This window comes from Aeromonas sp. A35_P (assembly GCF_002259925.1).
GTDB lineage: Bacteria > Pseudomonadota > Gammaproteobacteria > Enterobacterales > Aeromonadaceae > Aeromonas > Aeromonas dhakensis.
This window is the reverse complement of sequence record NZ_NEVB01000019.1, coordinates 1-14173: the sequence shown is the minus strand read 5'-3', so window position 1 is coordinate 14173 and position 14173 is coordinate 1. Positions and strand designations below refer to the sequence as shown.

Annotated in this window: 12 protein-coding genes; 7 read left to right on the top strand and 5 right to left on the bottom strand. The window is 59.6% G+C overall.

Annotated features, from left to right (window positions below):
- The first annotated feature begins 90 nt into the window (after positions 1–90).
- Positions 91–1005, top strand: a complete 915-nt coding sequence (gene znuA, locus CAK78_RS01815; RefSeq protein WP_094696161.1) for a zinc ABC transporter substrate-binding protein ZnuA — start codon at positions 91–93, stop codon at positions 1003–1005.
- Between the two features lie 85 nt (positions 1006–1090).
- Entirely contained in the window at positions 1091–1765 is a 675-nt protein-coding gene (locus CAK78_RS01810) for a transglutaminase-like cysteine peptidase (protein ID WP_005305212.1), read from the top strand.
- On the opposite strand, the gene CAK78_RS01805 is transcribed toward CAK78_RS01810, so the two are convergent.
- Both CAK78_RS01805 and CAK78_RS01800 read right to left on the bottom strand, forming a co-directional pair.
- The gene (locus CAK78_RS01805; protein ID WP_094696160.1) at positions 1760–2701 is read right to left on the bottom strand and encodes a TAXI family TRAP transporter solute-binding subunit; all 942 of its coding nucleotides are present in this window, start codon (positions 2699–2701) and stop codon (positions 1760–1762) included. The genes CAK78_RS01810 and CAK78_RS01805 overlap by 6 nt on opposite strands.
- Complete coding sequence (locus CAK78_RS01800) at positions 2701–3993, bottom strand: LapD/MoxY N-terminal periplasmic domain-containing protein (protein ID WP_094696159.1); 1293 nt, start codon at positions 3991–3993, stop codon at positions 2701–2703. The genes CAK78_RS01805 and CAK78_RS01800 overlap by 1 nt, the downstream gene beginning before the upstream one ends.
- 259 nt (positions 3994–4252) lie before the next feature.
- On the opposite strand from CAK78_RS01800, the gene mepM reads away from it, so the two are divergent.
- On the top strand, positions 4253–5590 hold the full coding sequence (mepM, locus tag CAK78_RS01795; protein WP_094696158.1) for a murein DD-endopeptidase MepM: 1338 nt from the start codon (positions 4253–4255) through the stop codon (positions 5588–5590).
- 68 nt (positions 5591–5658) lie between these two features.
- On the opposite strand, the gene CAK78_RS01790 is transcribed toward mepM, so the two are convergent.
- A complete protein-coding gene (locus CAK78_RS01790; protein ID WP_094696157.1) occupies positions 5659–6603 on the bottom strand; it encodes a D-2-hydroxyacid dehydrogenase in 945 nt (314 codons plus the stop codon).
- Positions 6604–6765: 162 nt separating this feature from the next.
- Between CAK78_RS01790 and CAK78_RS01785 the strand changes: the two genes are divergently transcribed.
- A complete protein-coding gene (locus CAK78_RS01785; protein WP_005305197.1) occupies positions 6766–7347 on the top strand; it encodes a YjaG family protein in 582 nt (193 codons plus the stop codon).
- Positions 7348–7394: 47 nt separating this feature from the next.
- Here the strand turns inward: CAK78_RS01785 and CAK78_RS01780 are convergent, their stop codons facing one another.
- The gene (locus CAK78_RS01780; protein WP_005305194.1) at positions 7395–7874 is read right to left on the bottom strand and encodes a MarR family winged helix-turn-helix transcriptional regulator; all 480 of its coding nucleotides are present in this window, start codon (positions 7872–7874) and stop codon (positions 7395–7397) included.
- 164 nt (positions 7875–8038) lie between these two features.
- On the opposite strand from CAK78_RS01780, the gene CAK78_RS01775 reads away from it, so the two are divergent.
- Together CAK78_RS01775 and CAK78_RS01770 are read left to right on the top strand one after the other, a co-directional pair.
- A complete protein-coding gene (locus CAK78_RS01775; RefSeq protein ID WP_005305191.1) occupies positions 8039–8566 on the top strand; it encodes a hypothetical protein in 528 nt (175 codons plus the stop codon).
- 9 nt (positions 8567–8575) lie between these two features.
- Positions 8576–10174, top strand: coding sequence for a BCCT family transporter (locus CAK78_RS01770; protein ID WP_094696156.1), 1599 nt, complete (start codon positions 8576–8578; stop codon positions 10172–10174).
- Positions 10175–10246: 72 nt separating this feature from the next.
- Here the strand turns inward: CAK78_RS01770 and mutS are convergent, their stop codons facing one another.
- Entirely contained in the window at positions 10247–12802 is a 2556-nt protein-coding gene (gene mutS / locus CAK78_RS01765) for a DNA mismatch repair protein MutS (protein WP_094696155.1), read from the bottom strand.
- Between the two features lie 202 nt (positions 12803–13004).
- Here mutS and CAK78_RS01760 point away from each other — a divergent pair.
- On the top strand, positions 13005–14173 hold a 1169-nt coding region (locus CAK78_RS01760), incomplete at its 3' end, for a tyrosine-type recombinase/integrase (protein WP_141214099.1).

Genomic DNA, 14173 nt, shown 5'->3' with positions numbered 1-14173 from the left:
GCTCCGGGGCTTACAGCCTGTGAGAGTTATAATATAACAATAACGTTGGTTTGTTATATTATCACACACACACTTCCTGACGAGATCTCTATGCGAATTCTTGCCCTGATCACTGCCCTGCTGGCGGTGAGTCTGCCTGTCCGCGCCCTCGAGGTGCTGACCACCATCAAGCCGCTGGGTTTCATCGCCGCCGCCATCACCGACGGCGTGAGCGAGCCCAAGGTGTTGCTGCCGACCGGCGCTTCGCCCCATGATTTCTCCCTGCGCCCCTCCGATATTCTCAGCATCAACGAGGCCGATCTGGTGGTGTGGGTCGGCCCCGAGCTGGAAGGTTTCATGGCCAAGCCGCTGGCCAAGCATCCTCATGTGCTGACCCTGACCCGGGTGGAAGGGATGCCGCTGTTCGATTACAGCAAACAGGATGGCCACGAAGAGCATGCCGACGAGGCGCATGAGGGCCATGACCACGACGGTCATGAGGGGCACCACCACGAGGGCGTCGACCCCCACATCTGGCTGGGTCCGACCCAGGCGCTGGTCATCGCCAATGCTCTGAGCGAAACCCTGAGCGCTCAGGATCCTGCCAACGCCGAGCGTTATCGCGCCAACCTGCTGGCGTTCAAGGCCAAGGTGGAGGCCAAGGACAAGGTGATTGCCGAGCAGATGAAGGCGGTGAACCAGAAGGGCTACTTCGTGTTTCATGAGGCTTATGGCTACTGGGAGCGCCACTACGGCATGAGCTCCAAGGGCCACTTTACCGTGAGCCCGGAGCGACGCCCCGGCGCCAAGACCCTGGTGGAGATCCGCAAGGCGCTGGAAGAGAAAAAAGCGAGCTGCATCTATGCCGAGCCGCAGTTCTCGCCGGCGGTTATTGAGTCGGTCGCCCGCAATACCGGCGCCAAGGTGTTGCTGCTGGACGAAGTCGGTGAACAGGTGCCGCTCGGTCCGGATGGCTATCCCCGCTTCATGCAGCAGCTGGCCGACGCCTTCGCCGAGTGCCGTTGACCGCGTCGAAGCACCCGCGTGCTCGCCACTGGGGCAGCCAGGGGCAACTATACTGACCTCCAGCATCTGACAGGGAGTGTCTGGTATGAAATGGCTGCTCGTTCCCACCTGCACGTTGGCGCTCTGCTGTGCCAGCGTGCAGGCTTCCCGCCTCTCCGAATACATGGCCAGCCCTGCACTGCAGGCAAAATTGCAGGAGGTCTATGGCGGCCGAGCCCTCCAGCGGGCGGAGGCCTTCTCACGTCTGCTGACGCCAAGGGCCGGCACCACGGATCAGCAGAAGATCGAGCTGGTCAACAACTACTTCAACAACCTGACCTACAGCGATGATCCCAAGTTATGGGGGATGGAGGATTACTGGGCCAACCCGCTGGAGTTTATCGGTGCCCGCGGTGGTGACTGCGAGGATTACAGCATCTCCAAGTACTACACCCTGATGGAGCTTGGGGTGGACGAGAAGAAGCTGCGGCTGGCTTACGTCAAGGCAGTCAAGTACAACCAGTTCCACATGGTGACGCTCTACTTCGCGACCCCCAAGTCGGATCCGCTGGTGCTCGACAACATCAACAACCGGATCCTGCCCGGCAGCAAGCGGACCGATCTTATCCCCGTCTACAGTTTTGATGCCAAGAGCATCTGGATCATGAAGTCACGCCGGGAAGGGACCCTGGCTGGCAGTGCCGACAGGCTGGCGCAGTGGACTTCGATGAAGACCCGCTTCTCCAGCGAGCAGTTGCGCTCCCCCCGCCGTCAGCTATAGCTTGCCCGCCGCTTTCAACTCCTCGAAGTATTTTGCCGCGCCCGGATGCTGTTCGATGCTCAGCACCGGGCCGGTTTTATTGCGCGCCTGGTGAAACAGGTTGGCGTAACCGTAGGTCTGCTCATTGAACTTGGTTTGCTGGGCCAGCATGGCCCGGGTCAGGCGGTAAACGTCGTCCTGTGGCGTGCTGGCGGTGGTTACCAGGGTGGCGGCGATGGCAAAGGTCGGCGTCGCCTTGAGGTTGCCCGGATAGATACGCGCAGGGATCTGGCTGCGCTGGTAATACTTGACTCCCTTGAGCAGCAGATCCCGGGTTGCCCCCTCGATCGGCAGGAAACGCACCGCGCAGCGTTTGGCGGTATCCAGCACGATGCGGTTGGGGTGGCCCATCACCAGACCATAGGCGTCGATCTGTTTGCTGCACAGTGACTCGGCCAGATTGGCCACGCTCTTGAGATCGAGATCCTGCTCCTTGGCACCCAGCACGTTGAACAGGGCGAGCGCCGTCTGGCGGGTGCCGGAACTCTTGAGTCCCATGTCGATGGGGGCCAGCTTGAGTTGCTCCAGGCTGGTGATGTCGCCGTCGGCCCTCACCACTATGGTAAAGGGCTCGGCGTGAGTGGCGAAGATGGCCCGAAGCTCTGGCTGTGGCTGACTGGCATACGGACCCAGGCCATTGCTGGCCTGGTAGAGCCAGTCCGACTGCACCAGCGCATAGCTTGCCTCGCCACTTTTCAACTGGCGCAGATTTTCGATGGAGCCCGAGGTCGCCTGCGGCTTGCACTCCAGTCCGGGATCGCTTTTGTTGGCGAGCCGGCAGAACTCTCTGGCGATCTGGTGATAGATCCCCTGTTCACCGCCGGTGGCTATGGTGGTGGGGTTGGCCAGCAGCGGCAGTGGCCACAGCAGGGCGAGCAACAATCCAGTCCTGTTCATCATGCCTCCTTGCCGGCGTAGCCATCGATGCCCCAGTTGCGCAGGGTGTCGATATCCTGAATGTCGCCGGCTTCTGCCAGCAGGGTGTAGCCCGCACTGTGCAGGCACTGGGCTACCAGATTCCAATAGAGCGGGGCCTGGGTTGGCTGGCAGCTGATGAAGACAGGATTGATGGGGTCGAGCTGATTGAAGGTCTCATTTGTCATCGGGATGGCGCTGAAGGCCATCTCCACCCCTTGTTCCTGCAAGGCGGCCAGCCGCTCCTGGGCAAGGGGTGGCACATGTTCCTGATCCCAGCGCCAATCGAGGGTCTTGCCTCTGCCCTTGGCCAGCAGAGGTGCAAACTGAGCCCAGTCGGGGTGGCCGAGCAGGCTGAGCGGCAGTTGCAATCCCTCGACTGCATGGTGCAGCCAGAGATCGAGCAGATGCCGGATCTCGTCCGGTGAACTGTTCAGTGACGGGGTGGCTTCCGGAATGAGGCGGCTGTAAAGACGAATGCTGCCCTGGGTCGAGAAGAAGTGTTGTTGCAACAACCCCTCTCCTGCGCAGGTCAGGGTCTGCAGCGGCTCATTGGCCATGGGGATCTGTTTGCCGAGCTGGCTTATCTTGAGCCGCTGCTGCAGCAGATCCCGTTTGCGTTCCGACACCAGCTGGTTGACCGAGCCGGCCAGCTCTTTGAGATCCTGCAGCCAGGGAGCGTCCAGGGTGCCGCTGAACTGGCGCTTGCGGATCTTCACCAGTTGCAGATTGATCTGCTCGAGCGGGCGCAGCAGCCGTTTGCAGACCCAGGAGATCACCAGGGTGAACACCAGCAGACCAGCCAGCAGCGCCGTGCCGGTACGGCTGATCGCATTCCACAGATGCTGGTAGGCATAGCCAGTGTGTCCTTCCAGGGTGAGGGTGCCCAGCATGCGCCAGCCATCGGTCAGCTCCTGCTCAATTTTTACCGGCGGCATGTCGATAACAGAGGGGAGCCAGGTCGGTACGTTCTGTTGCGCGGTGTGGAAGATCTTCTGAAACAGCACCTGGCCATCCGGATCCAGCAGGGTGACCGCGCTGACGAAGCCTCCGTCGAACATGGCGTTGACTATGGTCTCGGCCAGTACCTTGTCATCGTTGAGCAGGGTGCCTTGCAGCACCAGCCCGAGGGCGGTGATGGCGGTTTCCAGGTTGGCGGACATCTGATCGAGGATGGATTGCCGTACCGTGGTGACTTCCAGTATGAACAGCAGGACGGCGCCAATCAGGAACAAAATCAGGATTATTCGATTTAACAGTTTCGCTAACGACATATCCACTCCATGGAAAAGTTACCGCAACATGTTGAAACCTGGGGTCTGACGTGAGCTGACCCGGCTCTTAAAAATAGGAAAAAATGGTTAAAAAAGACGATCATTTCTGCCCATGAAGGAATGTTATGCATAAAATGTGAGGTTCATGCAGATTGCTATGAACTAATTGTGAGTATTTAGGTCAAACAATCAGTTTTATACGGTTTCATAACAAACAGACTGACCACTAACACCCTTGGATCTAATGACAGGATAGCGGATGAAACGTCTCCGTCCCTTGGTAGCGCAGGCCGCCAATTGGGAACCCCCGGTTCCCCGCAAACACTTTTACGCCATGCTACTGCTGACGGCCATGACGCTGTCGGCGGTAGCCATATTGCCAGCCCCGGGTGACATCCTGGAGCGGCCGCTGCGACTGGAGTTGCCGATCGCCACCAATGGCACAGCAACCAACGAAGACAATACGGACTTCAACGACATCCCGGATCACGAGCTGGTAGAAGCCGCGACGCCGGAAGATGATATCCCGGCCGACGCCACCCCCCAGTGGCAGGATTACCGGGTTCGCAATGGCGAGAATCTGACCACCATCTTCAACAACCTGGGTCTCTCCACCACCACCCTCTACAAGGTGCTGGATGCCGACACCAAGAACAATCTGGCGCGGCTCAAGCCGGGCCAGACCATCGAGCTGCTGATCGATCAGGACAACATACTGCAGCAGATGAAGATCCGCCTGAACATTAAGCAGACCCTGGTGCTGGAGCGTACCGACGACACCTACAGCGCCAACATGCTCAATGAAGAGGTGGAGTGGCAGAAGAAGAGCTATGACGGCGTCATCAATGGCAGCTTCTATGTGAGTGCCCGCAATGCGGGGGTCCCGGCCAACCATATCCAGAAAATTGCCAACCTGTTCCAGTGGCGGCTCAACTTCGCCAAGGATCTGAAAAAGGGCGACAAGTTCAAGGTGCTGGTGCGCCAGGAGACGGTCGAGGGCAAGAGCACAGGCAACACCCAGCTGCTCGGGGTGGAAGTGTTCAGTCAGGGTCAGAATGTCTCCGCCTGGCTGTCCGAAGATGGCAATTACTACGATGGGCAGGGCAACAGCCTGGAGCGCGGTTTCCGCCGTTACCCGACTCACAGCCGCTACCGGGTCAGCTCCAGCTTCAACCCGAATCGTCGTCACCCGATCACCGGCCAGGTGCGGCCTCACGAGGGCACCGACTTTGCTCTGCCGGTCGGCACGCCTGTATTGGCTACCGGTGACGGTGTCGTGCTCAAGGCCACCAGTCACCCGCTGGCCGGCACCTATGTGGTGATCAAGCACGGTCGTACCCTGATGACCCGTTACCTGCACCTGAGCAAGCTGCTGGTGAAAACCGGCCAGAAGGTGAAGATGGGCGACAAGATTGCGCTCTCCGGCAACACGGGTCGTTCCACCGGCGCCCACCTGCACTACGAGGTGCGGATCAACAACCGCCCGGTCGATGCCATGAAGGTCAAGCTGCCGATGGCGGAACCGCTCTCCGGCAAGGAGAAGCGCCAGTTCCTCGCCAAGGTGAAGAGCTATCGCAAGGAGATGGAGGCCGGTTGATGCCTCTCTCGCCGAAACAAAAAGGCCCCGCCACTCTGGCGGGGCCTTTTTTTATTGGCTGATGGCCATCAATAGCCCTTGTCGAAGTCTATCTTGCCGTCCAGCGGTTGGCCGTCGATGAAACGGATGTAGTTACGCACGAAGATCTGGGCCACATCCTCGGGGAAGCTGTAGGCGCTGTTGTGCGGCGTGATGATGAGGTTGGGCTGGCCCCAGAGCGGGCTGTCGGCGGGCAACGGCTCCTGCGCAAACACGTCCAGCACCGCCATTCCCAGCTTGCCGGTGCGCAGCGCCGTGAGCAGGTCACCTTCATGGATGGCGTTGCCGCGCCCTACGTTGAACAGGATGGCTCCCGGCTTGCAGTGCTCGAAACGGGCGGCGGTGAAGAGATGATGGGTCTCGCGGGTGGCGGGCAGCACGCTGACGATGACGTCGGCCTGTGCCAGCATCTTGTTGAGGGCGGGCAGCTGATATACCTGGTCGAAACCGGCCCGTTCGCGGCCACTGCGGCTGACGCCGAGCACCTTCATGCCGAAGTGCTTGCCGGTGTGGGCGATGTGCTGGCCTATGCTGCCGGTGCCCAGGATCAGCAGGGTGCGTCCCTTGAGACCGTGATAGGGGTGGCTCTGCCACAGCCGCTGCTTCTGCTGCTCCCGGTAGAGGGGGATCTGGCGCATCAGGCTGAGCAGATGACCGAACACGTACTCACTCATCAGCGGGCCGAAGATGCCGCGCACGTTGGTGAGCTGGTAGTCACGGCGGCAGCTGGCATCCAGCAGCACGTCGACCCCGGCGTAGGTGGATTGCAGCCAGCTGAGTTTGCCGGCCTTGGCCAGCAGCGGTTTGGCGCGCGCCGGTTCGGCCATCAGGATGTGGGCCTCGCCGATCACTTTCTCGGCGTCGCTCTGGTTGTCGGCTCTCAGAATGCGCAGATGAGGGAGGTGGGCCGCCTTGAGCAGGCGCTCGTAGTGAGCATTGTCCTGGCTGAGCAAAAGAAGGGTACGTTGACTCATACTCTTGTTCCTTATCAGATTTGCGGCGCGGGAGAGAGGCCGCTCTGCCTTCATCTTACCCGAGTTGACCGGCCAACATAGCCGACCAGGCCGCTTTTTCGTTTTCGCGCGGCCCCTCGTGGGCTACAATCTGCCCCACATTTTGCAAAGGATCCGACTCCAGTGTTTGGTGACAAGTTTTATAAGCGACTGGCCGAGCTACAGCCTTGGCAACAGACGGTCTACACCCTGGCGCTGGCAGAGCGCATGTACCCCAACTATGCGCTGTTTTCCCAGGCCTCCGGTTTCGGGGATGCGAAGGCATTTCGTCACGCCCTGGATCAGATGTGGAACTACCTGACGGTGAAAGGATCCCGGGTCAATCTGGGGGCGATTCTGGAAGCGTTCGAAGTCTACATTCCGGAACCCAGCAAGTTCGAATCCTACGGTGCCTATCCGGCGCTGGATGCCTGTGTCGCCTTGGGCTGCGCCTACAACTCGGTGATCTGCCGGGTGGGGGAAGAGGCCAACGACGCCAGCCATGCGTCGGTCGGTACGGTCGCCGGTTTCATCGAGATGCTGGAAGAGCGCGACCTCACCGATGAGGAGCTCTACGAGCACGAATACATGGAGGCCGAGCTGGAGTTCCAGGTCGAGCTGCTCAAGCGGGTGGCCCACGAGCGTGACAGCGACCGCATCCTGGCGGTGCGTGCCTTCGCCGCGCAGGACGGTGTCTCCAATATCGGCATCAGCCTGGAAGAGTGATCCCGCTCGCCTCGGCCCATAAAAAAGCTCCCGTTCGGGAGCTTTTTTTATGCCCGCTCTTCGGTGAGGGGCCGGACGCTCAGCACCGGGGCCGCGTCTATCTCGTCGGCATTCATCATGGTGGAGATACGCTGCAAAGAGGAGAGCAGCAGGGTTTGCTCCCAAGTCTCAAGTGCTTGAAAACGCTGAATGAAGCGCTCCTGCAGTGGGGTCGGCGCCTGGGCCAGCAGGGCTCGGCCTGCGTCAGTCAGTGTCGCGTGCACCTTGCGCTTGTCGGTTTCGCTGCGGATGCGTTGCACCAGCTGGCGGCTCTCGAGGCGGTCCATTATGGTGGTGGCGGTGGCCTGGCTCATGTTGGTGTGATCCGCCAGCTGACGCATGGAGATCTGGCCCAGCTCGTCGATCCCCTTGAGCAGCAAGAGCTGGGGCGAGGTGAGGCCTGCCTCCTTGATCAAGCGCTTGGAGTGCATGTCGATGGCACGAATGATCTGGCGCAGGGCGACCAGCACTTCATCATGTTTTTCCATGGGGTATGAAATCGTCGAGGGGTGATTGGGAGGCGCAAAATTCTCCGCCTAATTCGTCACAAGGTCAATATGGTTTTTACTGTAATCTTTTCTGCTCTAATTATTTTGTGTTAGGGTAATGAGCTTTCCCCCTATTTTTCCCTGCTGTTTTGAGGAGCAAGATGATGAGTGACGAACTGGACATCAAAGCGCTGGTGGCCGACCTTCGAGTGGTCAGAGTCCGCTACGAGCTGCCTGACACCTCGGCTTTCGTGCGTTACCAGCCCGCCTATGACGAAGATCCCAACAACCTCAAGGTGCATCACTACGACGGTGAGTTGCCGCTCTCCTGCAGTGAGACCGGTTCTTTCAACCTAAAGGAGTTGGTGAACGAATTGCGCTATGCCTATGTGCTGGTGCACCTCTTCCCGGACGAGAGCGCCATGAACTTCTACCTGACCGGCCTCGATACCGGGCTGGCCCAGCTGGAGTTCATCGGCGGCTCCTACGACTTCAACCGGCTCTGGATCACCAGCGGCATCTCCAACCTGGGCGTGCCCATGGCCATCTTCCTCGGCAAGCGGCACGCGGTGAACGGTCAGCCGTCCGTCAGCCTGGTGGATCATCGGGTGCAGACGGCCGGCAAGCTGGTCTACCGCGCCATCGGCGGTGCCGGTGATCACGTGGGTGAAGACTTTTTCAACAACGACTAAGGAGGCCAGATGAGAGCAAACAAAGGGCTGTTCAAAGGCCTCAACCCGACCATGGCCATGACGGCGCTCACCGTCATCACCCTGTTCCTGCTGTTCGGGATGTTCGTCCCCGAAACCGCCGCCACCTGGTTCGTGGGGGCCAAGGACAAGATCATTGCCGGGTTCAAGTGGTACTACATCCTGGTGGTCGCCCTGTTCCTGTTCTTCGCCATCTATCTGATGTTCAGCCGCTTCGGCAGCATCCGGCTGGGTGACGACGACCAGGTACCGGAGTTTGGCTACTTCGCCTGGTTCGCCATGCTGTTCAGCGCCGGCATGGGGATAGGGTTGGTGTTCTGGAGCATCGCCGAGCCCATGAACCACCTGCAGGGCAACCCCTTCGTCACCGAGGGAATGACCCCGGAGGCGGCCCAGATCGCCATGCGTCTCACCTTCTTCCACTGGGGCCTGCACCCCTGGGCCATCTACGTGATCGTCGGCCTGTCGCTCGCCTTCTTCAGCTACCGGCGCAAGCTGCCGCTGGCCATCCGCTCCGTGCTCTATCCGCTGCTCGGCGATCGCATCTACGGCTTCTGGGGTCATGCCGCCGACGTGCTGGCGGTGTTTGGTACCGTGTTCGGGGTGGCGACCTCCCTTGGCCTGGGGGTCTCCCAGATGAATACCGGCCTCAACCAGATGTTCGGCATGGAGGTCTCGCAGGCGAACCAGCTCTGGCTCATCGGCGGCATCAGCCTGATCGCCACCCTGTCGGCCGTCTCCGGCGTCGGACGCGGGGTGAAGATCCTCTCCGAGCTCAATATCTGGCTGAGCGTGTTCGTGCTGGGCCTCTTCCTGGTGCTGGGGCCGATCACCTACATCCTCAACGCTTATGTGCAGAACATAGGTGACTACCTGCAGAACATCGTCAAGCTGAGCTTCTGGACCAACACCGAAGCCAACGGCACCTCGGCCTGGCAGTCGAGCTGGACCGCCTTCTACTGGGGCTGGTGGATCGCGTGGGCGCCCTTTGTCGGCATGTTCATCGCCCGCATCTCCAAGGGGCGTACCATCCGCGAGTTCGTGCTCGGCGTCTTGCTGGTGCCCTCCCTGCTCGGCATGTTCTGGCTCACCGTGTTTGGTGGCACAGCGATGAATCTGGAGCTGTTCGGCAGTGGCGGCGTGGTGGCCGCGGTCAATCAGGATGTCACCCTGGCGCTCTACAAGACGGTGGAGCTGCTGCACTGGGAGACCTTCGGCTGGATCGCCAAGGGGGTGCTGACCCTGCTCATCTGCACCTACTTCATCACCTCCAGCGACTCGGGCACGCTGGTCATTACGACCCTGCTCTCCATCGGGGATCAGGAGCCCCCCGTGTTGCACCGCGCCGTCTGGGGGTTGGGTCAGGGGCTGGTGGCCGCCATTCTGCTGGTCTCTGGCGGACTGGCCGCCCTGCAGGCCGCCAGCATCATAGCCGCGTTGCCCTTCTCGGTGATCATGCTGGCCATGTGCTACTCCCTGATGCTGGGCCTCAAGCAGGAGAGTCAGCACCAGTTCGAGTATCGCCAGAAGCTCAAGCGCCACGAGGGCTCCAGCCACATGAGCCTGATGGACAGGATAGGGCCGGCCTGACGACAGGGCGAACCATGAAAACGAAAAGGGGAACCTCGCGGTTCCCCTTTTTATTGCTGTGTTGGTGACGGGTTACAGCATCTGCTTGAGGCGATAGAGCAGATCCAGCGCCTGGCGCGGGGTCAGCTCGTCCGGGCGCACCGCTTCCAGCTCATCAACTACCGGATGGCTCTGGGGCGGCAGGGCGACCGGGGCCGGGCGCACTTCACCAGCGGCCACCGGGGTGGCGCTCTCCAGCTCGTGCAGCTTGTGACGGGCCTGCTGGATCACCGATTTGGGCACCCCCGCCAGCGCCGCTACCTGCAGGCCGTAGGAGCGACTGGCCGCCCCCTCCTGCACCGCGTGCATGAAGGCGATGGTGTCGCCGTGTTCCACCGCGTCCAAGTGGACATTGGCAAGTCCTTCCATCAGCTCCGGCAGCCGGGTCAGCTCGAAGTAGTGGGTGGCGAACAGGGTGTAGGCGCCAATCTTGCTCGCCAGCTGCTCGGCACAGGCCCACGCCAGGGAGAGGCCGTCGTAGGTGCTGGTGCCGCGGCCGATCTCGTCCATCAGTACCAGGCTGCGGGCGGTGGCGTTGTTGAGGATATTGGCGGTCTCGGTCATCTCCACCATAAAGGTGGAACGGCCGGAGGCGAGATCGTCCGATGCCCCGATGCGGGTAAAAATGCGGTCGATGGGGCCGATGCGGGCGCTGTCGGCCGGCACGAAGGCACCAATATGGGCCAGCAGCACGATCAGCGCGGTCTGGCGCATGTAGGTGGATTTACCGCCCATGTTGGGGCCTGTGATGATCAGCATCCGCCGATCCCGCTCCAGCCGGATGGGGTTGGCGATAAAGGGGTCTGTCATCACCTGCTCCACCACCGGATGGCGGCCCGCCTCGATCAGGATCTGAGCCTCGTCGATCAAGGTGGGGCAGCGGTAGTCGAGGGTCTCGGCCCGCTCCGCCAGGTTGGCCAGCACGTCCAGCTCCGCCAGCGCGGCAGCGGACTCCTGCAGATCGCCAAGATGCGGCAGCAGGGCATCGAGCAGCTCTTCGTAGAGACGTTTTTCCAGTGCCAGCGCCTGGGCCTGGGCGGTGAGCACCTTGTCCTCGTATTTTTTAAGCTCATCGATGATGTAGCGCTCGTTGTTCTTCAGCGTCTGGCGGCGGATGTAGTGGGCCGGCACCAGATGGCTGTTGGCGCGGCTTACCTCGATATAGAAGCCGTGCACCTTGTTGTAACCCACCTTGAGGGTGTTGATGCCGGTCAGCAGCCGCTCGCGCTCCTCGATGCGGGCCAGGCTGGCGGTGGCGCCGTTGGCCAGATCCCGCAGTTCGTCCAGCTCCTGGTTGAACCCTTCGCGGATGACGCCGCCATCGCGAATGAGCACCGGCGGCACCTCCATCACGGCGCGCTCCAGCAGGTCCAGCAGCTCTGGGAAGGTGCTGGCCCGCTCGCGCAGCTGCTGCACCGCCTCGTGCTCGCTGCCGGCCAGCAGCTGTTGCAGTTCCGGCAGCTGGGCGAAGGCCTGCCGCAGACGAGTCAGATCGCGCGGACGGGCCGAGCGCAGGGCCAGGCGCGCCAGCACCCGCTCCACGTCGCCGACCTGACGCAACAAGCCACCCAGATCATCGTAAAGGTTCTGCTCGATGAGCTCCTTGATGGTGCTCTGACGGCCTTTGAGGATCACCCGGTCGCGGATCGGCTGGTGGATCCAGCGTTTGAGCAGCCGGCTCCCCATGGGGGTGGCGGTGCAGTCCAGCACGGCGGAGAGGGTGTTGTCGTGGCCGCCGGCCAGGTTCTGGGTCAGCTCCAGGTTGCGGCGGGTGGCGGCATCCATGATGACCGCATGATCGGGCTGCTCCAGGCGCACGTTGCGAATGTGGGGCAGGGCAGTGCGCTGGGTGTCTTTGACGTATTGCATCAGACAGCCGGCGGCGCACAGGGCGGTCTCGCTCTGCTCGACCCCGAAGCCTACCAGATCCTGGGTACCGAACTGCTGGCACAACAGCTTGCGGGCGGTACCCAGCTCGAACTCCCACTCCGGGCGGCGGCGCAGACCGCGGCGACCCTCGACGTGGTGCAGGAAGGCGAAGGATTCGGGGTAGAGCAGCTCGGCCGGGTTGGTGCGCTGCAGCTCCGCCAGCAGGGTCTCTTCTTTCTCGAACTGGTTGATGAAGAAGCGGCCGGAGCCTATGTCCATGGTGCCATAGCCGAAGCGGCGGCCATCGTGGTAGACGGCGGCGATCAGGTTGTCCTGCCGCTCGCTGAGCAGCGCCTCGTCGGAGACGGTGCCCGGGGTGATGATGCGAATGACCTTGCGCTCCACCGGCCCCTTGCTGGTGGCGGGATCCCCCACCTGTTCACAGATGGCGGCAGATTCGCCCAGCTGCACCAGCTTGGCGAGATACCCTTCGATGGCGTGATAGGGCACCCCTGCCATCGGAATGGGGCTGCCGGCCGACTGGCCACGCTTGGTCAGGGAGATGTCGAGCAGCTGGGAGGCCTTGCGGGCATCGTCATAGAACAGCTCGTAGAAATCGCCCATCCGGTAGAACAGCAGGATCTCCGGGTTCTCGGCCTTGAGGGTCAGATACTGCTGCATCATAGGTGTGTGTTGTTGTAGATTTTCTATTGTTATCAATGTCTGCTCGCCGTTAAGTTGCTGTTCTTAAACTGCCTTTATTCTTTGTTAAAGCTCAGCATGGTTCAGTTTGTCTCACCTAAGCTCACTGAATCTTGCTTCTAAGCGTAGGCTAAAGCGTAGGTTTGTGTGATGATGAACGTGATTAGAATGAAAACCTACGCTTTTCTCTCATAAAAAACGATATGAAAGGATGTAAGTGATGGCTGCGCCCCAGAATAGCAAACCGCTTTCTTACAAGGCAATTGAGTCGATGAAGCCAGGAGACAAAGATAAAGTCGACATCGGTGATTACCGAGGATTGCGAGTAGCGTGCGGGAAAACGGGAAAGAAAAGCTTTTACTACCGCTACAATGACCCTTTGAATCCGCGTAAACAAAAGCAAGTCACCTTAGGTGTCTTTCCTGCCATGTCATTGGAGGAGGCAAGGACCAAGTTCAAGGAATTGAAGCTGATGAGGCATCAAGGTGTCTGTCCGGCTACAGAGCTGAGCGCAGTTAAAGTCAAGCTCGAGCAGGAACCTGAAGTCGTTGCACCGTTTACCATCACTGACATGATCGAGCTTTACCTGACTGAGCACATCGAAGATCGGCACGCCAAGGAAGGAGGGATTTTACCTGGAGCCCGTAAACCCAAAGGGCAAGCAGAAACTCGAAGGACTCTCTATAACGATCCTGTGCGTGTATTCGGAGAGAGGTTAGCCACGGAGGTGCTAGCTAACGATATCGTGGCTTTGGTCATGGAGATTGTTGCGCGGGGAGCGAATGTTCAAGCTGGTAGTGTTCTTCGTGAGCTATCAGCTGCTTTCGATTATGCAATTGGAACGGGTAAACTGGATGAGCACTTTGTAAACCCAGTTACGAACGCAAAGAAAAGATTAAAATTAGCGAAAGTGCGTTTAACATGTCAAAAAGGAACTCGAATTCTTAGTGATGAAGAGCTAAAAAAATTTCTTCTCTGGTTACCAAGTTCTGGTTTTACTATTCCACAGAAAAACGTGCTCAGAATGACGCTATGGACAGGGTGTCGAACCGGAGAAATCTGTGGTGCTTATTGGCGAGATATTGATCTAAGTAATGGTACATTCCATTTAAAAGAAACGAAAACTGATACCGAGCGATATGTTCAGCTGCCAAGACAAGCTATCGACTTTCTTCATTCACTGAAATTAATCACAGGTGATTGTTTATTCCCCTCTCTTTTGACTAAAAAGCCGATACCTCAAAAGTTGTTAACTGAAACTGCGTGGCGATTGCGCAAAGACAATGTAATGATTGATATACCTTCGTGGACACCACATGACCTTAGGCGTACCGTTAGAACAGGGCTTGCAAAGCTGAAATGCCCAAGTGATATTGCGGAGGCAATACT

Excerpts from the sequence above, each read along its gene's own strand:
- znuA (WP_094696161.1), top strand. The coding sequence starts at position 91 with ATGCGAATTCTTGCCCTGATCACTGCCCTGCTGGCGGTGAGTCTGCCT.
- CAK78_RS01810 (WP_005305212.1), top strand. The coding sequence starts at position 1,091 with ATGAAATGGCTGCTCGTTCCCACCTGCACGTTGGCGCTCTGCTGTGCC.
- CAK78_RS01805 (WP_094696160.1), bottom strand. The coding sequence starts at position 2,701 with ATGAACAGGACTGGATTGTTGCTCGCCCTGCTGTGGCCACTGCCGCTG.
- CAK78_RS01800 (WP_094696159.1), bottom strand. The coding sequence starts at position 3,993 with ATGTCGTTAGCGAAACTGTTAAATCGAATAATCCTGATTTTGTTCCTG.
- mepM (WP_094696158.1), top strand. The coding sequence starts at position 4,253 with ATGAAACGTCTCCGTCCCTTGGTAGCGCAGGCCGCCAATTGGGAACCC.
- CAK78_RS01790 (WP_094696157.1), bottom strand. The coding sequence starts at position 6,603 with ATGAGTCAACGTACCCTTCTTTTGCTCAGCCAGGACAATGCTCACTAC.
- CAK78_RS01780 (WP_005305194.1), bottom strand. The coding sequence starts at position 7,874 with ATGGAAAAACATGATGAAGTGCTGGTCGCCCTGCGCCAGATCATTCGT.
- CAK78_RS01775 (WP_005305191.1), top strand. The coding sequence starts at position 8,039 with ATGAGTGACGAACTGGACATCAAAGCGCTGGTGGCCGACCTTCGAGTG.
- CAK78_RS01770 (WP_094696156.1), top strand. The coding sequence starts at position 8,576 with ATGAGAGCAAACAAAGGGCTGTTCAAAGGCCTCAACCCGACCATGGCC.